Consider the following 25537-nt stretch of genomic DNA (forward strand, 5'->3'; position numbering starts at 1 on the left):
GACGCACGCGGTCGTCCGTCGCCGCGACAGGCCGCAAATGGTCTCTGCCTGTCACGTGCTCATCCCAAAAACAGACTTGGTCTCAATGTATTAGTCGCATCGGAAGACGTTCTTGCGGATCGTGCCATGGACGCCCCAATTGGCGTCGACCACCTGGGTCACGCCGAAATCCGCCGCGACCGACAGCAGCGAGATCGCCTCGTCCTCGCTGAGACGGTGCACCGTCATCAGGAAACGGCGGAGTTTTCGGAACGCGTCGCGCATCGCATGGTCGAGGCTGGAGTGATTGGCAATCTCGGTTTGTGCATCCGCGCCGAGCGTGGCGAGATAGTTTGGATAGGTGAAGCCGTAGAAGGACCAGGCCTGGTCGGTCTCGAGCATGGGGTGGTCGAGGCCTTCGAGGCTGGTGCCGGCAAGATCGGCCTTCTTGTGCAGGATGAACTCGAAATCGCCGGTCAGCGAGGTCTCGATCGCGGTGCCGCCGAGCTCGCTGTCACCTTGCGCGGCGTGAGGATCGCCGACCGAGAAATAGGCGCCGGGGACGGCGACCGGATAGAACATCCGCGCGCCCTTGCCGATGCGCCAGTCGTCGATGTTGCCGCCGGTATAGCCGGGCGGAATCGAGCTGACGAAATCGGCTTCCGACGGGGCGAGACCCATCGTGCCGAAATGCAGCCGCGCCGGCACCTTCACGCTGGACAGGACGTTCTCGCGCTTCCTGATGGTGGCGTGATCGACGCGGACGCCGGGATAGTCGATGGTCGAATGCACGATGCCATCAGGATCGGTCTGCGGCGTCCAGACATAGTTGTAGAGCGCCTTCGCGTAGGGCTCGCCGGCCGTGTCGAGTTCGAAGATGGTGATGACCTCGCGCGGCTTCGGCTCCTCGATCAGGTCGTGATAGTGAAAGCCCCAGTTCGCAGCGACGTTGGAGCCGAAGCAGCGGCCGGCATGGCAGGCGCTGCAGCTCGGCCGCGGCCGGACATCGAGGATGCGTACTTCCAGAATGTCGCCGGGCTCGGCACCTTCGATCGCGACCGGACCGGTGAGCAGATGCACACCGATGCCCTCGCCTGCACCGCGGATGAACGGGCCTTCCGTCGGACCTGAGCCGCGGCGCGCGACGGCCTTGTGCTCGCGCGTCCACTGGAACACGCTTTCGGCGCCCGGATCACCCTGGATCATTCGCTCGTAATCGTCATTGGCGTGGTGGGTCAGCGTCTCGATCGTGGCGCGATCTCCGGAGCGCAGCGTCAGGGCCGGCGCCACTGTCTTGGAAAAATAGCCCCAGTGGACGGTCTTCGGCGAAACCGGCAACGTGACATGCTTCATGAGGTGGCCTCTTCAGGGAACGCGGTCTTGGAACGTCGTGACGATGGTCATCGCACCGTCTCCGGGGTCTTGTCGGCTTCCATCACGCTGAGGAATCTTGCCGTCAGCGGATTGCGGGGATTGGAGAGCACATCGTGCGCAGGCCCCTCCTCGATGATCGCGCCGCCGTTCAGGAAGGCGACGCGATCGGCGACCTCGTCAGCGAAGCGGATCTGGTGCGTCGAGATGATCATGGTGAGGCCGTCGTCGATGGCGAGGCGACGGATCACCTCCAGCACCTCGTTGACCAGCTCCGGATCGAGCGCCGAGGTCGGCTCGTCCAGCAGCAGCACGCTCGGGTTCGGCGCCAGCGCGCGGGCGATGGCGACGCGCTGCTGCTGGCCGCCGGACAGATGCCGCGGCAGCGCGTGGGCGCGATGCGAGAGCCCGACGCGGTCGAGCAGTTCGGCGGCGCGGCGGTCGGCGTCGATGCGGGTCATGCCGTGAACCCAGCGCAGGGGACCGGCGATGTTCTCCTTGGCCGAAAGATGCGCGAACAGATTGAACTGCTGGAACACCATGCCGACGCCGACGCTGGCGCGCTCATTGGCGATCGCCCGCGGCGACAACGGCCTGCCGTTCTCGCCGAAGCCGAGGCGCCGGCCGCCGACGCGCACGGTGCCGGCATCCCAGTTTTCGAGGTGGTTGATACAGCGAAGCAGCGTGCTCTTGCCGGAGCCGCTCGGGCCGAGCAGCGCGACCACTTCGCCGATGCGCACCGTGAGGTCGAGACCCCCGAGCACCGTCTGTGGCCCGTAGCTCTTGGTCAGGTCCTTCACTTCGACCGCGATATTATTACGCGCGATCGTCGCGGCGCGGCGGGCCCGCTCCTCGCGGGTCAGGGCCAGCGGCGGCGTGACCGCGAGCTCCGCCGGCGCGGGCTCGGGATCGGCGGCGGTCGCATCGGCCAGTTCGAGCTTGGCAGCCAGATCGACGCGGCGCCAGGGCAGATAATCGGCGAGCCTGCGCTCTCGGCGGGTGGTGCGGTCGAGGTCCAGCAGCCATTCGACGAAGAGCTGGATCGCGCTGATGCTGGCGGTCAGCACGAGATAGAGCAGGCCCGAGGCGAAGAAGATCGAGAAGAAATCGAAGGTCGAGGACGCAAGCTGGGTCGAGCGCAAGGTCAGCTCCTGCACCGCGATCACCGAGGCGAGCGAGGAATTCTTCAGCGCGCTCACCGCTTCGTTGCCGAAGGCCGGGATCATGGTGCGGATCGCCTGCGGCGCGATGATCCTGCGCATCAGCACAGACGGCGTCATGCCCAGCGCCTGGCCGGCCGTCAGTTGTCCGCGGTCGACGCCGAGCACGCCGGCGCGCAGCATCTCGGCGATGAACGGCGCTTCGTTGCAGGCCAGTGCGAGTCCGGCGGCCAGCACCGCCGGCAGCTTGATGCCGATATGCGGCAGCGCGTCGTAGGCGAACACCATCTGCAGGATCAGCGGGGTGCCGCGGAAGATCACGGTGTAGGCCCTGGCGATCGCCGCCAGTAGCCAGAAGCGGGAGAGCTGCATGCCGGCGAGGATCAATCCGAGGATCAATCCACCGCCGAGCCCGAGGGCAGTCACCTCGAGGGTGACCTCGATGCCCGCGAGCAGATATGGCATGCTCAGGTAGTGGAGGAACAGCGACATCAGTCGGCCGTGAGAATTTCCGGCTCCATGAAGTTGTTCACATCGAGCCCGTGCTTCTTCAGAAGCTCCATGTGGGTTCCGGCCTTCTGCACCTCGATCAACGCGGCGAGCACGGCGTCGCGGAATTTCGGCTTGTTCTTGGGCACGGCGATGCCGACCGAATACGGGATCGTCACCGCGATCGCCTTCTCCAGCTTGTCCGGATAGGCCTTGACGGCGCTGTCGACGGTGTTGACGTCGTTGATGTAGGTGTCGGCGCGGCCGGCGAGGATCGCCTGGATGCAGTTGGCGTTGTTGTCGTAGAGCTGGATGGTCGGCTCGGGCTTGCCGGCCTTCTTGCATTCCGGGATCAGCGCCTGGATCAAGGGCACCTCGACATAGCCGGTGTTTTCGGCCGCAGCGGCGCCGCACAGCGACAAGTTGATGCCGTTGATGCCCTTCGGATTGCCCTTGGCGACGAGGACACCGTCGAACACCTTCGAGTAGGTGATGAAGTCAGCGGCCTTGGCGCGCTCCTTGGTGGCGTAGATGTCGGAGATCACGATGTCGGCTTGTCCCGCGGCGAGCGTGGTCAGGAGCGCCGCGAACGTCACCGCCTTGTAGGTCAGCTTGAAACCGAGGCATTGGCCGATGGCTTCGCCGAGATCGATGTCGAAGCCGATATACTTGCTGGGATCCTTGGGATCGATGGTCTCATAGCCCGGCGTATGCGGATTGATGGCATTGACCAGCGTCTTGCCCTTCCAGTCCGGATATTTTTCCTGGAGCGCGGCGCAGGCGGCGGGCGCTGCGGCCTGCGCGCTCAGCGGCGCGGCGACGACGAGGCCGAAAGCGATGGCGGCGCCGAGCATGAGCTTGCGCGGTGGCAATGATGCGCGCGTCAATCCCCGCCGCGCCTGCGGCAAAACCCGTCTCTCCATCTCCAGCTCCTTCGCGTTGTCATGGCGCCTGCCATGTTCCAGTCGACGGCGATGCTAGGTGGGATCCCGCTCGAAAAGCTTGTCCGCGGGCGTACAAAAAATTGGATCGAGGAGGCCCGCGGTTTGGGCAAGGCGCTGCACAAAAACTGGTCGCATGCCAGGGCGCCCCCGGCTCGAGCTTCCAAATTCGCGAGCGGCGATAGGTCTTGCTCGGTGCAGCGGCGATGCCGCAACTCACCGCCCCTTCAACAACCTATCCGCAGCATATCCACAGGGCGGCTGTTGGGAATTGGGGCGTCCGCGTAGCCACTTGCTGCGCAACAATCCACAGGCAGGCTCACCCGCCGGCCTGGTCGAACACGCTGCGGCAAGCCTCGCTCAGGCTGGAGCGGTTACGGCGCAGGCAGGCCGTGATGGCGCGGACATTGGGAATTTCGCCGGCGCAGAGCCGGTAGACATCGGGGGTGCAGGCCCGGCGCTGCTCCGCCGTCCCTTGCGCTTGGGCAGCGGAGGCGAACAGCGTCAGGAACAGCCCGACCGTGGACGCGCCGCACGCCCGGCTCTTCACACCCGCAAACTGCAAGAACCTCGCCTTCATGATCAGTCTCCTGTCGCCCTGCCGCCTCCCGGCCTTTCCTGGCCGGTACCCTGCGAAGGGGTAGGAGAAAAAAATCGCGCAGGATGTGATTTCCTTCACACTGCGCGCACCGGAGCGGAACGTAGATTTCCGCCGGGACTTTTAGAAATCGCTAACCAATCGAACCTCGATCGCCGGATCGTTAAAATGCGAACGATCGGCTCAATCGGGTGACAAACCGGCTTTGCGACATTGCGCCATCCGCGTTCTGCGAGGGTGCGATGAGAAGCGAAGCCGAATTCAACTTGCTGCTGGATGCTGTCCGGGACGCCATGGTCATTGAAGATTTCGCTCTCGCGCCGGAGGAGGAATTCGTGCCGCGCTCGTGGAGCTTCGACGCGACACCCAAAGCCGCCAATGACAATGAGGGCGCCTGGCCGCTCCTGCCGTTCCCCGAGGACTGGTACGCGGCCTGCTGAGAGCCGCGTTCAGCGTGAATTGGACCGCCCGCCTCGCGGACGTTTTGCCATGGTGTTGGCGCCGGAAATCCGAGCCGGCAACGATCAGGTCTTGACGCGATCCTCGCCATCCTGCGGCGCCCGGTCAGGCGTGGCCGACGGAAAGATGCTGTCATAGATCGCGCGGGCCTCGCGGATGAGGCGGGCCCGCTCCAGCTCGGATTTCGGGACAAATCGGACGATGTCGCCCATTGTGGGCTCCAGTGCTCGGGTAGCGAGATGCATCACTTCGCAGATGCGAACTCTATGCCAGGGCCCTGAATCGAGAGTTTCCAGCGGGCCCCGGGCAAACCCGGTGATCACGGCCGCCTCCCGCCGACGGCGCGCGGCGGAACCCGCGCCCAGGTTCTAATTATACCAGATAAATCAGTGAGTTGTGATGGAGGCCACGACCAGAATTGAACTGGTGTACACGGTTTTGCAGACCGTTGCGTAACCACTCCGCCACGTGGCCCCGTAAGGGCGGAGCAATATAGGGGATGAAGGGATTAGGCAACCGCTTCGTCCCAGTTTCCCTCACGTACAGGAGCTTGATGGCGGGTCGCCGGCGCAGATGCCGAGGCCAACCTCGACGCGCACGCTTGGCGCTGCAATCAAACCGTTGAGATGAAGTGGGCCGAAGTCAGCCGCGTTTGCGTCGCCGGAAGTCGCGCCGCCCCTTCGGCGCAGGCTTGGGTGCCAATTCCGGCATCTCGGCCTGAACCTCGCGGTAACGCGTTAGCAGCCGTTCGAAACTGGCGTTCAGCGTCTCGGCGATATCGGGACGTCGCTCGAGACCCGCGAGAATCGTTGCCGCGGCCTCGATGGTCGACAGCCCGTCCTTGCGCGGCTCCTTGCGCAGACGTCCATAGCGCGAGGGATGGGCTGGGTTGAGGATCACGCGCTGGCACTTGAGCATCCAGGGATTGCGCCACCACAGCGCCTTGGCCTGGCTCCAGGTGCCGTCGAGCAACACGATTCCCTCGAGCTTGCCGAGGATCGCGCGCTGGTTCTCCGCGATCCCCCCCTTGCGGTCGAGCGCGACGATCTCGCCTTCCGCCTCGAGATCGGCGGCGCGTGCCGAGCCGAGATAAAGCACGGCCCAACGCGCCGCGTTCTCGACCGGCCGACCCAGCGCCTTGGACAGGCTCGGCCAGGACAGGCCGACCCGCAACGTCGCGTCGGCGAAATGCCGCGCAAGCAGGCGCGCGGTGCCGAGCGCCCTGTCCTGCTCCTGCGGATGTTGCAGGATCAGCAGCGCCAGCCGGTTTTCAATCGGCGTGACGCTGTCGCAGATGCACAGCGGCATCGGCTTCTGGCAATGCGGGCATTCGGGGATCGGCTCGGCGATGGCCGTATCTGGTGGGTTCGACATGGGCGCCGCTATACGCTCCATGCGGGGCTTCAACAACCTATTCCGCGGGCGCAGGCAGCGGGCGCGGTGCGGACCGCCGCCGCAGGCGGTCGATCAGCAGGTAAATCACGGGCGTCGTATAAAGCGTCAGGATCTGCGAGACGAACAGGCCGCCGATAATGGTGATGCCGAGCGGACGGCGCAGCTCCGTGCCGGGGCCGGTCGCCACCACGAGCGGGATGCCGGCAAACAGCGCCGCCATGGTCGTCATCACGATCGGGCGGAAGCGCGCCTGGCAGGCCTCGAAGATCGCCTCCGCCGACGACAGGCCGCGCTGCCGTTCGGCGTCGAGCGCGAAATCCACCATCATGATGCCGTTCTTCTTGACGATGCCGATCAGGAGGATGATGCCGACAAAGGCGATCACCGTGAGCGGCGTGTTGGTGAGCTGCAAGGCGAGCAGCGCGCCGAGCCCGGCCGAGGGCAGCGTCGAGATGATCGTGAGCGGATGGGCGAGGCTCTCGTAGAGCACCCCGAGCACGATGTACATCGCCACCAACGCGCCGAGGATCAGAAGCGGCTGGCGGCCGCTGGTCTTGGCGAAGTCGCCGGCGTTGCCGTCGAAGCTGCCGCGGATGCCTTCGGGCATGTGCAGCTCTTCCACCGCGCGCTGGATGCTCTGTGTCGCCGTCTGGAGCTGCACGTCCGGTAGCAGGTTGAACGACACCGTGGTCGAGGGGAACGACTGCGAGTGATAGACCGCGAGCGCGGCGAGGCTACGCGTGGCGTGCACCACGGCCGACAGCGGCACCTGCGCGTCGCCCGCGCCGGCGACGTAGATGCGATCGAGGTTGGAAGGATCGACCTGGAATTTCGGATCGATCTCCAGCACGGTCATGTACTGGTTGCGCTGGGTGTAGATGATCGAGATCTGCCGCTGCGAGAAGGCGTTGTTCAGCGCGTTGTCGATGTCCTGAACCCGGACTCCGAGCGCCGAGGCCTTCTGGCGATCGATCGCGAGCGTGAGCTGAAGGCCGCCGGGGTCGCGGTCGCTGGAGATGTCGGTGATGCCCTCGACGCTCTCCATACGCTTGGCCACGATCGGCGCCCACTTCTGCAGCAGACCGAGGTCGGTGCTGGTCAGCGTGTACTGGTAGTCGGAATCGCTCCGCCGCCCGCCGGCACGGACATCCTGCGCGGCGAACATGAAGAGGCGGATGCCGGGCACCGGGTACAGCGCGCGTCTCAGGCGGTCGATCACGGCCTCCGTCGAGACATGGCCGCGCTCCTCCGGCGGCTTCAGGCTGATGTACATGATGCCACGGTTCGAGGTCGCTCCCCCGGGCCCGCCTCCGGCACCGACCGTCGAGCCGACGCCGGCCACGGCCGGATCCTTCATCACGATGTCGGCGAGCCGCTGCTGGAGACCGAGCATCGACTGAAACGAGATGTCGGCGGAGGCGCGCGTCGCCCCGATGACGAAGCCGGAATCGTCGGTCGGGAAATAGCCCTTGGGCACCTTGATGTAGAGCGTCACGGTGAGACCGATGGTGGCGAAGAACACCAGCAGCGTTGCCAGCGGGTAGTCCAGCACGGTGCGCAGGGTCCGGGCGTAGAAGGCGACGATGCGCGACAGCGAGCCCTCGATGATGCGGTCGAACAGGGTCGCGGTGCCCGACGGGGTCTGCCGGATGTAATGGGCGCAGATCATCGGCGTCACCGTGAGCGAGACCAGCGTCGAAACCAGGATGGCGAAGGTCAGCGTCAGCGAGAATTCGCGCAAGAGGCGGCCGACGATGCCGTCCATGAAGATCAGCGGCGTGAACGCTGCGATCAGCGACAGGCTGATCGAGACCACCGTGAAGCCGATCTGCCTCGCGCCCTCCTGCGCCGCCCGGAACGGGGTCATGCCGTGCTCGAGATTGCGATACATGTTCTCGATCATGACGATGGCGTCATCGACCACGAAGCCGACGGAGATCGCGAGCGCCATCAGCGACAGATTGTCGATCGAGAAGCCCGCGATCCACATGCCGGCGCAGGTGCCGGCCAGCGCCAGCGGCACCGAGATGCCGGCGGCGATCGTCGGCGTCAGCCGCCGCAGGAACACGAACACCACGACCATCACCAGGATCGCGGTGGCCAGCAATGTCCATTGCATGTCGAGCACGCTGGCGCGGATGGTGCCGGTGCGATCGACCAGGGTCGAAATCTCGACACCGGCCGGAATCCATTGCTTCAGCTGCGGGACCAGCGCCTTTACCCGGTCGACGGTATCGATGACGTTGGCATCGCCCTGCTTGGTGATCTGGATCAGCACCGCCGGCTGCTTGTTGAACCAGGCGATGGAGCGGGCGTTGCGGACGGAATCCTCGATGTCGGCGACGTCGGAGAGCCGCACGAAGTTGCCGTTGGCGCTCTTGATGACGATGTCGCGGAATTCCTTGGCGGTTCGCATCTGCCGGTTGAGCGCCAGCGTCTCGCTCTGGCGTTCGCCGTTGAAGATGCCGACGGGACCGAGTGGGTTGGCGTTGACGATCGCGGTGCGCACGTCGTCGGTGGCGATACCGGCGTTCGACAGCGCGACGGGGTTGAGCTGGACCCGCACGGCTGGCTGGTCGGCGCCGGACACGCTGACATCGCCGACGCCCGGGACCTGCGAGATGCGCTGCGCCAGAACCGTGTCGGCGACGTCGTAAATTGCGCTGGGGGACAGCGTCTTCGAGGTCAGCGCCAGCACGAAGACGGGCGCGCCCGCCGTGTTGGCCTTGCGGAAGCGCGGCAGCGTCGGCAGGTCGGTCGGCAGGTCGACCATCGAGGCGTTGATCGCCGCCTGCACGTCGCGGGCGGCCTTGTCGATGCTGCGGCCGATGTCGAACTGGAGCTGGATGGTGGTCGTGCCGAGCGTCGAGGTCGAGGTGATCTGGTTGATGCCGGCGATCTCACCGAGCCGCCGCTCCAACGGAGAAGCCACCGTCGCCGCCATCACGGACGGGTCGGCTCCCGGCCGGCTGGCCGAGACGAAGATGGCGGGGAAGTCGACGTTCGGAACCGAGGCGACGGGAAGGAAATGGTAGGCGACCACACCCAGCAGGAACAGCCCGATCGACAGCAGCGTGGTCCCGACCGGGCGGCGGATGAAGGGCTCCGAGATCGATGCCATCACTGCATCCCCTCGGTCGCCCCCGCGACCGGCGGGCCGCCGGATTCGGCCGGCGGCAGCGCCTGCTCGAGGCGGCGGTTGATGCGGTCGAGCGCGAGGTAGATCACAGGCGTCGTGTAAAGCGTCAGCAACTGGCTCAGCAGCAGGCCACCGATGATGGAGATGCCGAGCGGGAAACGCAGCTCGGCGCCGGTGCCGCTCTCGATCGCCAGCGGCAGCGCGCCGAACAGCGCCGCCAGCGTCGTCATCATGATCGGGCGGAAGCGCAACAGGCAGGCCTGCACGATCGCCTCGTTCGGCGACATGCCCTGCACGCGCTCGGCATCGAGCGCGAAGTCGATCATCATAATCGCGTTCTTCTTGACGATGCCCATCAGGAGAATGATGCCGATCAGGCCGATCACCGACAGGTCCTGCCCGCACAGCACCAGCGCCAGAATCGCGCCGACGCCGGCCGAGGGCAGCGTCGACAGGATCGTGATCGGGTGGATGTAGCTCTCGTAGAGCACTCCCAGCACGATGTAGATCGTGATCACGGCGGCGAGCAGCAGCCAGGGCTGGCCGGCGAGCGCCTTGGCGAATTCGGCGGCATCGCCGGCATAGACGCCGACGATGCTGTTGGGCATGCCGATTCGCGTCTCGATCGTCTTCACAGCCTCGACCGCGTCGCCGAGAGCTGCGCCCGGCGCGAGGTTGAAGCTGAGCGACACCGACGGGAACTGGGCCTGGTGCGAGATCGCGAGCGGCGCGGTCGTGCGCTTCAGCGTCGCCACGGCCGACAGCGGCACCTGCGCGCTCGGCGCGCCGGCGGTGGCGCTCGCGGCGCCGGGCAGATAGAGCTTCGACAGGATCGAGGGATCGCGCTGGTACATCGGCAGCGCCTCCAGCACCACCCGGTATTGGTTGGCCTGACCGTAAATGGTCGAGATCTGCCGCTGCGCGAAAGCGTCGTTCAGCGTGTCGGTGATGGCCTGGAGGCTGACGCCGAGCTGGCCGGCACGGGTGCGATCGACGTCGAGCTGCGCCCGCAGGCCGCCCTCCTGCGCCTCGGAAGAAACGTCGCGGAACAAGGGATCGCGCCGCATCTCCGTCACCAGCTTGCGCGCCCATTCCGACACCAGCGCCGCATCGGTGCCGGTCAGCGTGTACTGGTATTGCGAGCGGCTCGACTGGGTCGAGATCTGCACGTCCTGCACCGGCTGGAAGTACACGGTCATGCCGGGGATACCTGAAACCCGCTGCTTCAGCCGGGTGATGACGGCCGCGACATCGTCACGCCGCTCGCCGCGCGGCCTCAGGCTCATGACGAGCCGGCCGACATTAGTAGTCGGGTTGACCGAGCCCGCCCCGATCACCGAGACCACGCCGACCACGTCGGGATCCGCCCTGATGGCGTCGGCCGCCTCGGCCTGCCGCTTCTGCATCTCCGCGAACGACACGTCGGGTCCGGCCTCCGTCACCGCCGTGATCGCGGCGGTGTCCTGCAGCGGCAGGAAGCCCTTCGGCGCGACGACATAGAGGACCAGGGTCGCGATCAGCGTGGCGAAGGTCACGATCAGCGTGGCGCGCTGGCGTTCCAGCACCCAAAGCAGCGTCCAATGGTAGAATTCGACGGTGCGGTCGATGAAGCGGCTGATCGCGGCCAATCCCGGCACCGCCAGCTCCTCATGGGTGTGCTTGAGCAGGCGCGAGCACATCATCGGCGTCAGCGTCAGCGAGACCACGGCCGAGGTCACCACCGCGATCGTCAAGGTCAGCGCGAATTCGCGGAACATGCGTCCGACGAGGCCCGACATGAACAGCAGCGGGATGAACACCGCGATCAGCGACACCGTCAGCGAAATCACGGTGAAGCCGATCTCGCTGGCACCCTTCAGCGAAGCCTCCATCGCGCCGTCGCCGTTCTCCATGTGACGCACGATGTTCTCGATCATGACGATGGCGTCGTCGACGACGAAGCCGGTACCGATCGTGAGCGCCATCAGCGACAGATTGTCGAGGCTGAACCCGGCGAAATACATGATGCCGAAGCTCGTGATCAGCGACAGCGGCAGCGCGACGCCTGCGATCAACGTTGCGCGCAGCGAACGCAGGAACAGCAGCACCACCAGGGTCACCAGCACGACGGCAAGGACCAGCGTGAACTGAACGTCGCGCACCGAGGCGCGGATGGTGACGGTGCGATCGGACACGATGGTGAGGTTCACGCCGGCCGGAATCGCACGCTGCACCTTGGGGATTTCGGCGCGGATCTGGCTGACGACGTCGATCACGTTGGCGCCGGGCTGGCGCTGGATGTCGATGATGACGGCGGGCGTGCCCTGGTACCAGCCGCCGGTGCGGTCGTTCTCGAGGCCGTCGACGATCTGCGCGACGTCGGCGATGGTGACCGGCGAGCCGTTGCGATAGGCGATGATCACGGGCTTGTAGGCGTCAGCCGCGGCGATCTGGTCGTTGGCCGCGATGATGTAGGATTGCTGCGCGCCGTCGAGCGAGCCTTTCGGCCCCGAGACATTGGCACTGGCGATCGCGGTGCGCAGATCCTCCATGGCGATGCCGTAGGCGGCGAGCCGCGCCAGATCGGCCTGGATGCGCACGGCCGGTTTCAGCCCGCCGAGCACCGAGACTCGTCCGACGCCGGAAATCTGGCTCAGTCGCTGAGCCAGAATGGTGTCGGCGATGTCGCTCATCGCCCGCAGCGAGATCGTGTCCGAGCGCAGCGCCAGCGTCATGACGGGTGCGTCCGCCGGGTTCACCTTGGCGTAGGTCGGCGGATAAGGCAGGGTCTTCGGCAGCACGCCCGCCGCGGCGTTGATGGCAGCCTGCACGTCCTGGGTCGCGCCATCGATGTCGCGGTTGAGATCGAACTGCAGCGAGATCTGGCTGACGCCGAACGAGCTCGTCGAGTTCATCGCCGACAGCGACGGGATCTGGCCGAGCTGCCGCTCCAGCGGCGCGGTGATCAGCGAGGCGATCACGTCCGGGCTCGCGCCCGGCAGCTGCGTCGTCACCTGCACGGTCGGGAAATCGACCTGCGGCAGCGCCGAGACCGGCAGCGCGAAATAGCCCAGCAGTCCTCCGATCATGAGTGCGATGCCGAGCAGCGACGTCGCGATCGGCCGGCGGATGAAAGGTTCGGAGACACCCATGGGATCTGCCTGCCGCGTCAGGCGGCTGTTGTCGGGATCATGGCTGCTTGGCTCCACTTCCCGCTGCCCCCGGCCCAGGTGCGGGTCCAGGTGCAGGTCCAGGTGCCGGCCCGGTCTGTCCCTTCTGATCGCCTTCGCTGCTCTTGCGCTTGGCCCGGAACTCGCCGTCCTTGCCTTGCAGGTCCTTCTGACCGTCCTTGGCGCCATCCTTCTTCTGGCCGTCAGGCCCGCGCGAGCGCTTGCGTGGGGCGAGATCGGCCGACGGGGTCTGGTCGTCGCGGCCGACGATCACCTTGGAGCCGTCGGACAGATTGGCAAAGCCCGTAGTCACGACCCGGTCGTTCGGCGAGAGGCCGCTGGCGATAACGGCATCGTGCTCGTTCTGCTGCGTCACCGTCACGGGCTTGGCCGAGGCCACATTGTCCTCGCCGATGACATAGCTGAACGTCCCGATCGGGCCGCGCTGCACGGCCGATGTCGGCACCACCAGTGCCTGCGTCAAGGTCTCGACCTTGAGGCGGACATTGACGAACTGGCCCGGCCAAAGCTGGTAATTGGCGTTGGGAAACTCCGCCTTGAGCTTGAGCGTGCCGGTGGTCTGGTCGACCTGATTGTCGATGCCGGTCAGCTTGCCGGTGTCGATCACGGTGATGCCGTCATTGCCGAACACGTCGACCGTGAGCGTGCCTTTCGCGGCGGCCGCATTGACGCGCATGATCTGTTGCTGCGGCAGGCTGAACCACACCGCGATCGGCTGCAATTGCGCGATCACCACGAGACCCGTGGTGTCGGAGGCATGGATGATGTTGCCCTGGTCGACCTGGCGCAGGCCGGCACGGCCCGAGATCGGGGCCACGATCTTGGTGTAGCTGAGCGTTGCCGCCGCATTGTCGATCGCGGCCTGGTCGGCCTTGACCAGCGCCTCGGTCTGCGCGACCAGCGCGCGCTGGGTGTCGGCCTGCTGCTTGGAGCCGGCATTGGAGGCGGCGAGCTGCTCGTATCGGGTCAGGTCGATGCGCTGGTTGGCGAGCTGGGCCTCATCCTGCGCCTTCTTGGCAACGGCCTGGTCGTACTGCGCCTGGTAGATCGCCGGATCGATCTCGCCGAGCACGTCGCCCTTCTTGACGTCCTGGCCTTCGGTGAAGTTCACCGCGATCAGCTTGCCGTCGACCTGCGAGCGCACGGTCACGGTGTTGAGCGCGCGGATCGCGCCGACGCCGTCGAGATAGACCGGAACGTCCTGGATGCGCGGAGTCGCCGCCAGCACGGGCACCGGCAGATCCGGGCGCTGGTTGTTGCGGTTGGTGGCTTGCTGCTGATGCGTGGCGGTCCAGCCGAGATAACCGAGCCCTCCGAGGATCGCCAGCGTGATCAGGGTCACGACGAAGCCGCGGCTGCGCGACTTCCGCGCCGTCCCCTCCTCTACGCCTGGCTTGCCGTCCGGCTTAAAGAGCATTGACCGGTTTCTCCATCCTCGGCTCCCAGCCGCCGCCGAGCGCCTGGTACAGGCTGACGATGGCGAGGAGCCGCGCGAGTTGGGCCTGCCACAGCGCGTCTTCCGCCTGGAACAGGGTCAGTTGGGTGTTGAGCACGGTCACGATGTCGGCGGTACCGGCGCGCAATTGCTGCTCCGACAGATCGAAGGCACGGCGCGAGGCGGCAACGACATCGCGCTGCAATTGCAGCCGGATCGTGGTCTGCTTGATCGAGAACAGCGCGTTGTCCACGTCGGCAAACGCCTGCACGATGGTCTTGCGGTAGGTCTGCAGCAGCTCGTCCTGCCGCGCCTTGGCGAGCTCGAAATTGCCGAGAATCCTGCCGCCGTCGAAGATCGGCTGCGTGGCGCTGCCGACGAGCTGGAAGAACGCCGCATGCGGCTGGAACAGCGAGACCAAAGCCGCGCTCTGATAGCCGCCATTGCCGGTGAGCTGGATGGTCGGAAAGAACTGGGCACGGGCATTGCCGATGTTGGCGGTCGCGGAGGCAAGCTGCGCCTCCTGGCGGCGGATGTCAGGCCGCTGTGTCAGAAGCTCCGACGGCAGTCCGGGCGTCACGCGCGGGATCGCGATCCGGTCCAGCGAGCCGCCATGCACGCGCACGCTCTCGGGCGGGCGCGAGACCAGCACGGCGAGCGCGTTGACGTTCTGGTCCAGCGTCTGGCGCAGCGGCGGCACCAGGGCCTTCTGGTTGGCGAGCACGCTCTCCTGCTGGGCGACATCGAGATCCGTACCGGTGCCGGCCCTGCGCCGCTCTCTGACCGCATCAAGGATGCGCTGCGCGCTCGCGATGTTGCGCTGGGAGGTCCGGATGCGGTCTTGCGAGGCCAGCACCTGGAAATAGGCGTTGGCGACGGCAGCGAGCGTCGTCAGCGCGACGGTGTCGCGATCGAAGCGGTTGGCGTTGGCGGTTTCCTCCGCGGTCTGCAGCGCCGCGCGGTTCTGGCCCCAGAAGTCGAGCTGATAGCTGGCGCTGAGCGAAGCCGAATAGTTCACGACTTCGCGGCCGCCGATGGACAGGCCCGAGGAGCTTGCGCCCGAGGTGCGCGAATAGGTTTCCGATCCGCCGGTCGATAAGCTCGGCAGCAGCGCCGCGCCCGCCTGCCGTGCCTGGGCGTCGGCCTGGACGATGCGGGAAACGGCGGCGGCGATGTCGAGATTGACGGTCTGCGCCTCTTCCATCAGCTGCGTCAGCTCCGCAGAGCGGAAGCCGCGCCACCAAGCCAATGACGGCGGCGCATCGCCCTTGCCGGCATATTTGTACTGCGTGGGAACGTCGAGGGCGGGATCAGGAAGATCCTGGGTCAGCACGCACGCGCCCGAGGTGGCGGCGAGGCACACCACCGCAAGCCAGCGCGCCGCGCGCAGCGTCCGGGCCGCGGAACCTTCGGATCGCCGCACGGCGATCCCCGGAACACCCTGTGTCACATCCACCCCCCGCCGGGCAGATCAAGCCGCCGCGCAACCGGATTAACCGATTCGCGGCGGGACGATCGCGGGGCCTTGGACAACTCGTTCACAGCGGTGATGCTTTCTGCGGAACCTCGAGGCGATACTAGCCGGCCGCTGAACTTGGGGACAGGGCCGCAGTCGCGGGACGGTCCTGCCGACGCGCCCAAAACGACTCGATGAAAATGCCAAAGGAGCCTGTTTGGCAGTGACTTCTCTTGTTCTGAAAACACCGGCAGGCGCGATCAAGCTTACCAAGATTTCATGTGATATTGCTGCCACACCTGCGTTCGCATCGCTCCACCCAGCCGCAAGAGCCTTCTGGGGCCCGCATCAAGCCGTTCTCTCGTCGGCGCCATCTCACAAAGCCGTCAACGGCGCTCAATGCCGGACCGTCCGGCCGTTGGAAAGAAGCGTTCGCGGATCGACGACGGACGATGGTCATCTTCCGTCCTCCGGCGATGTTCGGACATTTCCTCCTCCTGATATCCCGCCTCGCGGCCGCGCGCATTGCCGCGCGAGAATATTGCTGTCGGCACAGGCGTTTCGACGGGTTTCGCCGCAACGCAAAAGCCTTCCCCTTTGGCCCCTCAAGCACTAGGTTCTGGCCAACCAGATCAACCCCTCTTGGTGGCGATTTTCCTGACATGAGCATTCGAAACGACGTTGTCGAAGCCATCGGCAACACCCCGCTGATCAAGCTGAAGCGTGCCTCGGAACTGACCGGCTGCACCATTCTGGGCAAGGCCGAATTCATGAATCCCGGCCAGTCGGTCAAGGACCGCGCCGGCAAATGGATGATCCTGGAGGCCGAGAAGCGCGGCGAGCTCAAGCCCGGTGGTCTCGTGGTGGAAGCGACCGCCGGCAATACCGGCATCGGGCTTGCCGTCGTCGCCAGCGCGCGCGGCTATCGCACCCTGATCGTGATCCCGGAAACGCAGAGCCAGGAAAAGAAGGATTTCCTGAAGCTGTGCGGCGCCGAGCTGATCGAGGTGCCGGCCCTGCCCTATGCCAACCCCAACAATTATCAACACGTCGGCCGGCGGCTCGCGGATGAGTTGCGCAAGACCGAGCCGAACGGCGTGCTGTTCGCAGACCAGTGGAATAACCTCGACAACGCCAAGGCGCATTATGAATCCACCGGCCCCGAGATCTGGGAGCAGACCGGCGGCAAGGTCGACGGCTTCGTCTGCTCGGTCGGCAGCGGCGGCACGCTGGCCGGCGTCAGCCGTTATCTGAAAGAGAAGAGTAAAACCATCCGCGTCGCTTGCGCCGATCCGCACGGCGCCGGCATGTATGAATATTTCAGGACCGGCGAAGCCAAGGCGACGCCGGGCGGCTCAATCACCGAAGGCATCGGCCTCAACCGGGCGACCGCGATCGTCGAGACCGCGAAGGTGGATGATGCCTATCTCGTTCCCGACGCTGAAGCCGTCACGGCGATCTACGAATTGCTTCAGCACGAAGGTCTGTGCCTCGGCGGCTCGACCGGCATCAACGTCGTCGGGGCGATGCGGCTCGCAAAGCAGCTCGGGCCCGGCAAGACGGTCGTGACCGTGCTGTGCGATTCCGGCAGCCGGTATCAGTCGAAACTGTTCAACGCCGATTTCATGCGCGCCAAGAACCTGCCCGTGCCCGAGTGGCTGGAGAAGCGCAGCAACATCAAGCCGCCGTTCGTGTGATCGTTGCGCGCCCCCTTGAGCCGGGGCGTGCGTCACAAGCTCTGCGCAGGGTGACCGGCGGCTACGCGGGCTCGCCGCGTTCCGAGGCCGCGGCGCAATAATCGCGCCAGAACTGGCGGTATCCGTCCTCGACCCTGCGGGTGTAGACCTCGACATTGCCCGCGGCCGAGGCTGCGATCCTCGCCGGCAAGTCCGCCCGCAGCTTCGCCAGATGCTCGGGCTGCGAGGCAAACTTGCAAGCGATCGCGGCATAGCCCTCGTCGTCCTCCGCGACCCAGTCATCGAGGCCGACAGCCGAAACGATGGAACCGCCGGCGCGCGAGGACGCGCCGTGGCCGAGCTTGGCCACGACCGGAACGCCCGCATAGAGGGATTCCCAGGTGCTAACGCCGCCGTTTTGCGGGAATGGATCGAGCGAGATATCGACCTGCGCAAAGGCGCGCAGATGCTCGGCACGATCGGACGAGCCGAGGCAGGTGATGGCTTCCTCCGCAATTCCCTGCGCCACAAATCGCGCAAGGAGGCCGTCGCGCACCAGCCGATCGTCAAGCAGCGTGTGCTTGATGATGATCTTCGACCCAGCCACCTCGCGCATCACTTTCGACCATACGCGGATGGCCTCGTCCGAGATCTTGTTGACGCGGTTGAACACCCCGAAGGTGACGTAGCCGTTGCGGAGCATGGGAAGCTCGGAAGGCGGCACATCCAGGATCGGATCGATCGTGATCAGGCACGGCAGATCAAAGACCTTTTCGGTCAGCAGGTGCCGGGCCGATTGCGGAATAAAGACCGGGTCCGCAAGCACGTAGTCCATGGCCTGAAGGCCCGTACCGGTCGCGTGTCCGAAGCCAGTGACCTGGATGGGAGCCGGCTTGCGGGCGAACACCTGGAGCCTGTTGCCCGACGAATGTCCGGACACGTCGATGAGGATGTCGACCTTGTCGGCCTCAATGCGATCCGCCAGCTGATCGTCGAACATCTGCCAGGCGTCGACCCAGACGTCGGCCGCCGACCTGAATTGGGCCGTCACCGCGTCACGTGTCGGCGAACACGAATAACAGACGATCTCGAAGTTCGCATGGTCGTGATGGCGCAGCACGGGCAATAGCCCGAACGCCGCCGAGTGGTACCAGAATTCGGAAGAGACATAGCCAATCACGATCCGCCTGTCGGGGTCGAGCTGCCGGGGCGCGAGCTTCCTCTGCGGCACTCTGGCCCCGATTGCCTCCCCCCAGGACTTGCGCGCCGCCTGCTGGACCGTGAAATCGGCGTCCGGGAGAAAGTCCAGGAAGTAGATCTTCCGCGCCATCAAATCCGGGTCCGGCGCGATCGCCAGCGCCCTGTCGAGATGTTCGATCGCGGATGCGATTTCTCCCTGGTTTGCAAAACAGGAGCTCAGCAAAGCCAATGCGATCGTGGAGTGCGGATTCTGCTCGAGCAAGGTCGTGCAGGCCACGATCGCCTGTGCGGTGTTTCCGATGCTGAGCGAGGCCTCTGCCTTTCCGCGCAAGGCCACTTCAAACCGCGGCGAAAGTGCAAGTGCCGCATCGAAATCCGCGGCGGCCTGTTCCGGCCGCGACAGTGCCGCGTTAAGTCGCCCGCGTTGCGCCAGAATCTTCGCCGAATCCGGCTTGATCGCGAGCGCTGCTGCGAGCGCCGCTTCCGCCTCGTCGTAGCGCCTGAGCTCGATACTGACCATGCCTTTGCCGATCAGCGCCTCGACGTGGCGCGGCTGAAACAACAGCGCGCGATCAAAGCTCTCGCGGGCGCGGTCAAACCGAAACAGCGCCAGCTCCGCGACGCCACGATTGCAGAGCGCGTCGGCATAGTCGGGCTTCAGCTTGATCGCGCGCTCGTACACTTCGATGGCCCGCTCGGGCAGGCTCATCTGAAGCAGGGTGTTGCCGAGGCCGGCCAGCGCCGGCGGAAAATTCGGCTTCAGCGCGATCGCCTTCTCCAGACATGCGCGCGCGGCCTCAAATTTCTGGAGGGCGAGATACACGGAGCCGAGATTGTTCTGCGCCTCGTGCGAACGCGGCTCGATCGCGACCGCGCGCTCGAGCAATTGTTGCGCCTCATCGAGACGCCCGAGCTGTTGCACACTCAGGCCGAGGACATGCATGGCGTCGAAATGATCCGGAACGGCCTGCACGATCTGGCGGCAGAGCGCCTCGCTCTCGGCATACCGGCCCTGGCCATAGGCGCCCGCCGCGGCAGAGATGATGGCATCGGCCTGCTTCTTCAACTTCTTCTGCAACCGCGCATTCTGGAATGCGCGCGCGCCGGCGCTGCTCTGCAAGGTGTTTCTCCGGAAAAGGGCCCGAGGTGAGTCTAACTGATTCGTACGGCCAGTTCGCACGGCCAGCCGGCGAGACCTGTGCGGCTCAGGAACCGCCCAGCGTGCCCGCCTCGCCCTGCGCGGTGTCACCGCGTTCTGAAGCCGCGGCACAATAGTCGTGCCAGAATTTGCGGTAGCCCGCTTCGAGCTCACGGGTGTAGATCTCGACATTGCCGGCGGGCGAGGCTGCGATCTGAGCCGGTAGCCCTGCGCGCAACTTCGCCAGATGCTCGGGCTGCGCGGCAAACTTGCGGGCGATCTCGACATAGCCATCGTCGTCCTCGGCGACCCAGTCACCGAGCCCGACCGCCGCCACGATGGAGGCGCCGGCACGCGAGGAGGCGCCGATACCGAGCTTGGCGACGACGGGAACGCCCTTGTAGAGCGATTCCCAGGTGCTGATGCCGCCATTTTGCGGGAACGTGTCGAGCGAGATGTCGACCTTGTCGAACGCCATCAGGTGGTCGTCGCGCGAGGTGGTGCCGAGGCACGTGATGTTCTCCTCCGCAATGCCCTGCGCGACGAAGCGCGCGATCAGGCTATCGCGCAGCAGTGCATCGTCGAGCAGACCATGCTTGAGGATGATCTTCGATCCCGGCACCTCCCGCATGATGCGCGACCACACGCGGATCGCATCGTCCGAGATCTTGTAGATGCGGTTGAACACGCCGAAGGTGACGTAGCCGTTGCGGAGCATCGGGAGCTCGGAGGGCTGCAGATTGGTGACCGGCTCCATCGTGATCAGGCACGGCAGATCGTGGATCTTCTCGGGAAACAGGTGCCGGACCGACGGCGGAATGAAGATGGGATCGGCGAGCACATAGTCCATGGTCGGCATGCCCGTGCCCGTCGCGTGTCCGAACCCGGTCGCCTGGATCGGAGCCGGCTTCCGCGCGAAGCATTGCAGCCGGTTGCCGGTGGTGTGGCCCGACACGTCGATCAGGATGTCCACGTCGTCGGCCTGGATGCGATCGGCAAGTTCGTCGTCCGAAAGCCCCCAGGCATCGACCCAGACGTCCGCCAATGATTTGAACTTGGCGGTGTACTCGTCCGCCCCCGGCCAAGAATAGTAGCAGATGATCTTGAACCTGGTGTGATCATGATGGCGCAGCACCGGCAGCAAGGTGAGCCCCGCCGAATGCTGACGGAATTCGGCAGCGACATAGCCGACCACGATCCGCTTGTCCGGATCAAGCGGTCGCTTCGGCAGCGTCCTTTGCGGAATCCTCGAGCCGATCGCATCCCACCAGGATTTTCGCACCGCCTGCTGCACCACGAAATCGGCCTCGGCGCGGTAGTCCTGCAGGAAGATCTTTCCTCTGATCGCATCCCCGTAGTCCGGGCGAAGCGCCAGCGCGCGATCGAGATATTCGATCGCGGTGTCCATGTCGCCCTGGTTCGAATAAGCGAAGCCCATCAGCGCCATTCCCATCTCGGAACGTGGATTTCGCTCGATCAAGGTCGTCGCGGCCGCCATCGCCTGCGCGGTCTTTCCCATGACGAGGCAGGCCTGGGCCTTGCCCCGGAGCGCCAGCTCGAGCTTGGGCGAGATCGCAAGCGCCGCCTCGAAATCCGCAAGCGCGGGCTCCAGGCGCTGCAGTTCGTAGCTGAGCCGCCCGCGCTGGGCCAGGATCCTCGGCGCGCCCGGCTTGATCGCCAGCGCCGCGGCAAACTTGGCGGCCGCCTCGTCGTGGTGCCGGAGCTCCATGCTCACCATGCCGCTGCCGACGATGGCTTCGGCGTGACGCGGCTGAAACAGCAAGGCGCGCTCGAAACTCTCCTTGGCGCGCATCACCTGCCCGAGCACGATCTCGACCATGCCACGGTTGCAGAGCGCATCGGCGTAATCCGGCTTCAGCTTGATGGCGCGCTCGTGCATCTCGAGCGCCTGCTCGTACTGCCCCATATGCATCAGCGTGTTGCCGAGATTGGTGATCGCGACCGCGAAATTCGGCTTCAGCGCGATCGCCCTCTCTTGGCACTTCCGCGCCTCCTCGTAATTGCCGAGGTCGAAATGCACGGTCGCGAGGTTGTTGTGGGCATCGTGCAGGCGCGGATCGAGCGCAATCACGCGCTCGATTAGCTCTTTCGCCTCCTCGAGGCGCCGGCCGTCATGGGCGCACATGCCGAGCAGATGCATGGCGTCGACATGATCCGGAAGGGCTTTCAGAATCTCGCGGCACAGCGCCTCGGTCTCGGCATACCGACCCTGGCCATAGGCGTTCGCCGCAGCGGCAATGACGGCGTCGGCCTGCTTCATCAATTTCTTCTGCAATCGCGCGTTCTGGAATGCGCGCGCGCCGCCGCCGCTGTTCTGCAAGGTGTCTCTCCGGAGAATGCCCGAAGCTGAGTCTAACTGATTCGCGAGCCAGGACCGTCCGGTCAACGGACCAGCAATGCCCCCGGGATTTCCCGGGGATCAGCGCAAGATCTGGCTCAGGAACAGCTTCGTGCGGGCGTGCTGAGGCGCCGCGAAGAACTCGTTCGGGGTGTTGGCCTCGATGATCTGGCCGGCGTCCATGAACACCACGCGGTTGGCGACCTCACGGGCAAAACCCATCTCGTGGGTGACGACCATCATGGTCATGCCCTCCCCGGCGAGGTCCACCATGGTGTCCAGCACCTCCTTGACCATCTCCGGGTCGAGCGCCGAGGTCGGCTCGTCGAACAGCATGACCTTCGGATTCATCGTCAGGGCGCGGGCGATGGCGACGCGCTGCTGCTGGCCGCCGGACATCTGGCCCGGAAACTTGTTGGCCTGATGCGGGATCTTGACCCGCTCCAGGAACTTCATCGCGGTCGCCTCGGCGTCCTTCTTCGGGATGTTGCGGACCCAGATCGGCGCCAGCGTGCAATTGTCGAGCACCGTGAGGTGCGGGAACAGATTGAAGCTCTGGAACACCATGCCGACTTCGCGGCGCACGGCATCGACATGCTTGAGGTTGGGCCCGAGCTCGATGCCGTCGACGACGATCTCGCCCTCCTGGAATTCCTCGAGCGCATTGATGCAGCGGATCAACGTCGACTTGCCGGAGCCCGAGGGCCCGCAGATCACGATGCGCTCGCCCTTGCGGACATCGAGGTCGATGTCGCGCAGCACGTGAAAGTCGCCGTACCATTTGTTGAGGCCGGAAATCTTGACGATGGGGTCTGACATGGGGACCTCGATCAGCTGCGGCGGTGGGCGTTGAGACGATGCTCGACGAACAGCGAATAGCGCGACATTCCAAAGCAGAAGATGAAGTAGATGATGCCGGCGAAGGCGAAGCCGGTGAACGCGGTCGAAGGCGTCGACCACTTCGGATCCGAGAACGATGCCCTGAGCGAGCCCAACAGATCGAACAGCGCGACGATCGACACCAGCGAGGTGTCCTTGAACAGCGAGATGAAGCTGTTGACGAGGTTTGGGATGACGTGGCGCAACCCCTGCGGCAGCACGATCAACGAGGTCGTCTTCCACCAGGAGAGCCCGAGGGCGGCCGCCGCCTCGGTTTGCCCGCGCGGGATCGCGGCGAGCCCGCCGCGGACGTTCTCGGCCTGGTAGGCGCCGGTGAACAGAGCGATGCCGATCAGCGCGCGGACGAGACCGTCGACGGTGAAATTGCCCGGCAGGAACAGCGGCAGCATGTAGGTGGCGAAGAACAGCACGGTGATCAGGGGCACACCGCGCCAGAACTCGATGAAGGCGATCGAGAAGATCCGGATCAGCGGAATGGTGGAGCGGCGGCCCAGCGCGAGCGCGATGCCGATCGGCAGCGAGGTGACAATGCCGGTGACGGAGACCACCAGCGTCACCAGCAGGCCACCCCAAAGATTGGTCGCCACGACCGGCAATCCGCCGTGATCGAGATCCATGAGCCTGATGACGATGGCGATGGCAATGAAGCTGGCGATGCTCGATACCAGAGCCCGCCCGCCGGTGCGTACGCCGCCGCCGAGAACGAAGGCGACCAGACACGCGATCGCGGCCGTCGCCGCGAAATCGGCCCAGACCGGCTGGCCCATCCCCTGGATATAGTCGCGCAACCAGGTGAGCGGAAAGATCAGCCAATGGACCGCTGTACCGAATAGCACGATGAGGCTTCCGACGCCCCACAGCAGCGGGCCAATCGCCGAATTCTTGCTGAGACCGAGCAGCGCCTGTCCGGCACCAATGATGCTCTCGTCGAACAGCTCCAGGAGACCGGCCGTCCAGCTCAGGCCGAAGCCCTTGATGCCGCCTCCGTGCAGCAGGAAGAATGCGACCACCGGAAACGCGACGAAGAACATGCCGGCGTTCAGGCTCTTCGCCGGCAGCCGCGGTACGAGCAGCGGCACCAACAGGACCGCGGCCAGGATGAATGTGAGATCGACCCGCCAGCGTTCGGCCTCGGGATAGAAGCCGTAGATCAGCTGCGGAAGCTTCGCCTGGATGTAGGGCCAGCAGGCACCGACGGCAAAACCGGCGTTCTCGGCGAGGCAGGCGGTGCGGTCCTTGCCGCTCCAGACCGCATCGACGACCAGGAACTTGACGGAGGGAACGATCGTGTACCAGAGCAGCAAGGCGCCCAGGATCGTCAGCAGGATGTTGGTCGGCGAGTTGAACAGGCGCGTGCGCATCAGGCCGATGAAGCCGGTGGTCTTCACCGGCGCGGGTCGCTCGGCGAGCAGGTCACGGCGGACAAATCGGGACGAGACGTGGCTCATGCGCCCAGACTCCGGCTGACCCGCCAGCCATAGAGGCTCATGATGGCGCTGGTGACGAGCGAGATCAGAAGGTAGATGCCCATCGTCATGGCGATGATCTCGATCGCCTGCCCGGTCTGGCTCAGCGATGTGCCGGCAAATACCGAGACGAGGTCCGGATAGCCGATCGCCACCGCCAGCGACGAGTTCTTGGTAAGATTGAGATATTGGTTGGTCAGCGGCGGCACGATGACACGCATGGCCTGCGGCACAACGATCAGGCGGAGCGTGGCACCGCGGCTGAGGCCCAGCGAGGAGCCCGCCTCCATCTGCCCCTTGTGAACGGACAGGATACCGGCGCGCACGATCTCGGCGATGAACGCGGCCGTGTAGGTCGACAGCGCCACCACCAGCGCCACGAATTCCGGGATGATGCGCGAGCCGCCTGCGAAATTGAATCCCCTCAGCTGCGGCAGCTCGAACGTGAAGGGCGAACCGAACGCCAGCGCCGTGGCCAGCGGAAACCCGAACAGCAGGGCCAGCACGTAAGGCCAGATGCGGATCACGTGGCCGCGCTGAAACAGCGCTCGCCTTGCGTAGAAGCGCAGGGCCAGCGAGGCGACGATGCCGAGCGCCAGCACCACCAGGAACGGCGCGAGACCGCTCTGGCCGATCGGACTGGGGATGACGAGGCCGCGATTGCTGATGAAGGCGATGCCGAACAGCGAGATGCTCTGCCGCGGATTGGGCAAGGCCGCCAGCACCGCCAGATACCAGAACAGGATCTGGAACAAGAGCGGCAGGTTGCGGATGACCTCGACATAGATCTCGCCGATGCGCGACAGCAGCCAGTTCGGCGACAGCCGGCACAGCGCGACGACGAAGCCGAATACGGTGGCGAAGACGATGCCCACCACCGAGACCACGAGCGTGTTCAGGAGACCGACCACGAACACGCGCAGGAACGTATCCGAGCCGGTATAGGAGATCAGGGTCTGGTTGACGTCGAAACCGGCGTTGTTGCGCAGGAAGCCGAAGCCGGCGGCAATGTGCTGGTTCTCCAGGTTGGCGCGAGCATTGGAGACGATCTCGTAGCCGATCCAGCCCAGGACCGCCGCGAAGGCAAACTGGACGGCAACGCCGTTCCAGCCTGCCTTGCCGCCCAGAAGGCGCCTGATCTTCAGCGCGATCTGGGGCGGCGGTTTTCGGGCCTCGGTGCTCATGCCGCTGTCAGCGGGTCAGGAG

17 protein-coding genes and 1 tRNA gene are annotated in these 25537 nt (G+C 65.3%); 2 read left to right on the top strand and 16 right to left on the bottom strand.

Annotated features, from left to right (window positions below):
* Positions 1-90: 90 nt before the first annotated feature.
* From K410_RS0119955 to K410_RS0119970, 4 genes are all read right to left on the bottom strand, one after another.
* A complete protein-coding gene (locus K410_RS0119955) occupies positions 91-1332 on the bottom strand; it encodes an acetamidase/formamidase family protein (protein ID WP_028136518.1) in 1242 nt (413 codons plus the stop codon).
* A gap of 47 nt (positions 1333-1379) precedes the next feature.
* Positions 1380-3002 carry an amino acid ABC transporter permease/ATP-binding protein gene (locus K410_RS0119960; RefSeq protein ID WP_028136519.1) on the bottom strand — a complete coding sequence of 541 codons (1623 nt, stop codon included), beginning with the start codon at positions 3000-3002 and terminating at the stop codon, positions 1380-1382.
* Positions 3002-3922 carry an ABC transporter substrate-binding protein gene (locus K410_RS0119965; protein ID WP_028136520.1) on the bottom strand — a complete coding sequence of 307 codons (921 nt, stop codon included), beginning with the start codon at positions 3920-3922 and terminating at the stop codon, positions 3002-3004. The genes K410_RS0119960 and K410_RS0119965 overlap by 1 nt, the downstream gene beginning before the upstream one ends.
* Before the next feature lie 337 nt (positions 3923-4259).
* Positions 4260-4520 carry a hypothetical protein gene (locus tag K410_RS0119970; protein ID WP_028136521.1) on the bottom strand — a complete coding sequence of 87 codons (261 nt, stop codon included), beginning with the start codon at positions 4518-4520 and terminating at the stop codon, positions 4260-4262.
* A gap of 260 nt (positions 4521-4780) precedes the next feature.
* On the opposite strand from K410_RS0119970, the gene K410_RS0119975 reads away from it, so the two are divergent.
* Positions 4781-4978: a hypothetical protein gene (locus K410_RS0119975; protein WP_028136522.1), complete on the top strand. Its 198-nt coding sequence runs from the start codon at positions 4781-4783 to the stop codon at positions 4976-4978.
* An 84-nt stretch (positions 4979-5062) separates the two neighbouring features.
* Here K410_RS0119975 and K410_RS40430 read toward each other — a convergent pair whose 3' ends face one another.
* From K410_RS40430 to K410_RS0120010, 7 genes are all read right to left on the bottom strand, one after another.
* On the bottom strand, positions 5063-5209 hold the full coding sequence (locus K410_RS40430) for a hypothetical protein (RefSeq protein WP_196236025.1): 147 nt from the start codon (positions 5207-5209) through the stop codon (positions 5063-5065).
* A gap of 188 nt (positions 5210-5397) precedes the next feature.
* Positions 5398-5471, bottom strand: a tRNA-Cys gene (locus K410_RS0119985).
* Positions 5472-5639: 168 nt separating this feature from the next.
* On the bottom strand, positions 5640-6371 hold the full coding sequence (locus K410_RS0119990) for a tRNA-uridine aminocarboxypropyltransferase (protein WP_028136523.1): 732 nt from the start codon (positions 6369-6371) through the stop codon (positions 5640-5642).
* Between the two features lie 37 nt (positions 6372-6408).
* Positions 6409-9513 carry an efflux RND transporter permease subunit gene (locus K410_RS0119995; protein ID WP_028136524.1) on the bottom strand — a complete coding sequence of 1035 codons (3105 nt, stop codon included), beginning with the start codon at positions 9511-9513 and terminating at the stop codon, positions 6409-6411.
* Positions 9513-12662: an efflux RND transporter permease subunit gene (locus K410_RS0120000; protein ID WP_028136525.1), complete on the bottom strand. Its 3150-nt coding sequence runs from the start codon at positions 12660-12662 to the stop codon at positions 9513-9515. Before K410_RS0120000 ends, K410_RS0119995 begins: the two co-directional genes overlap by 1 nt.
* Before the next feature lie 37 nt (positions 12663-12699).
* Complete coding sequence (locus tag K410_RS0120005) at positions 12700-14118, bottom strand: efflux RND transporter periplasmic adaptor subunit (protein ID WP_028136526.1); 1419 nt, start codon at positions 14116-14118, stop codon at positions 12700-12702.
* A complete protein-coding gene (locus K410_RS0120010; RefSeq protein ID WP_245269412.1) occupies positions 14108-15559 on the bottom strand; it encodes an efflux transporter outer membrane subunit in 1452 nt (483 codons plus the stop codon). Before K410_RS0120010 ends, K410_RS0120005 begins: the two co-directional genes overlap by 11 nt.
* 695 nt (positions 15560-16254) lie before the next feature.
* On the opposite strand from K410_RS0120010, the gene K410_RS0120015 reads away from it, so the two are divergent.
* Positions 16255-17289: a cysteine synthase A gene (locus K410_RS0120015; protein WP_028136528.1), complete on the top strand. Its 1035-nt coding sequence runs from the start codon at positions 16255-16257 to the stop codon at positions 17287-17289.
* Between the two features lie 61 nt (positions 17290-17350).
* On the opposite strand, the gene K410_RS0120020 is transcribed toward K410_RS0120015, so the two are convergent.
* From K410_RS0120020 to K410_RS0120040, 5 genes are all read right to left on the bottom strand, one after another.
* Entirely contained in the window at positions 17351-19588 is a 2238-nt protein-coding gene (locus K410_RS0120020) for an O-linked N-acetylglucosamine transferase family protein (RefSeq protein WP_028136529.1), read from the bottom strand.
* An 85-nt stretch (positions 19589-19673) separates the two neighbouring features.
* On the bottom strand, positions 19674-21947 hold the full coding sequence (locus tag K410_RS0120025) for an O-linked N-acetylglucosamine transferase, SPINDLY family protein (RefSeq protein ID WP_028136530.1): 2274 nt from the start codon (positions 21945-21947) through the stop codon (positions 19674-19676).
* Between the two features lie 99 nt (positions 21948-22046).
* Positions 22047-22784, bottom strand: coding sequence for an amino acid ABC transporter ATP-binding protein (locus tag K410_RS0120030; RefSeq protein WP_028136531.1), 738 nt, complete (start codon positions 22782-22784; stop codon positions 22047-22049).
* An 11-nt stretch (positions 22785-22795) separates the two neighbouring features.
* Positions 22796-24313, bottom strand: a complete 1518-nt coding sequence (locus K410_RS0120035; protein ID WP_028136532.1) for an amino acid ABC transporter permease — start codon at positions 24311-24313, stop codon at positions 22796-22798.
* Entirely contained in the window at positions 24310-25515 is a 1206-nt protein-coding gene (locus K410_RS0120040) for an amino acid ABC transporter permease (RefSeq protein WP_028136533.1), read from the bottom strand. The genes K410_RS0120035 and K410_RS0120040 overlap by 4 nt, the downstream gene beginning before the upstream one ends.
* Between the last annotated feature and the right edge of the window lie 22 nt (positions 25516-25537).

Origin of the sequence: Bradyrhizobium sp. 22, assembly GCF_000482425.1 — a bacterium.
GTDB classification, from domain to species: Bacteria; Pseudomonadota; Alphaproteobacteria; order Rhizobiales; family Xanthobacteraceae; genus Bradyrhizobium; species Bradyrhizobium japonicum_B.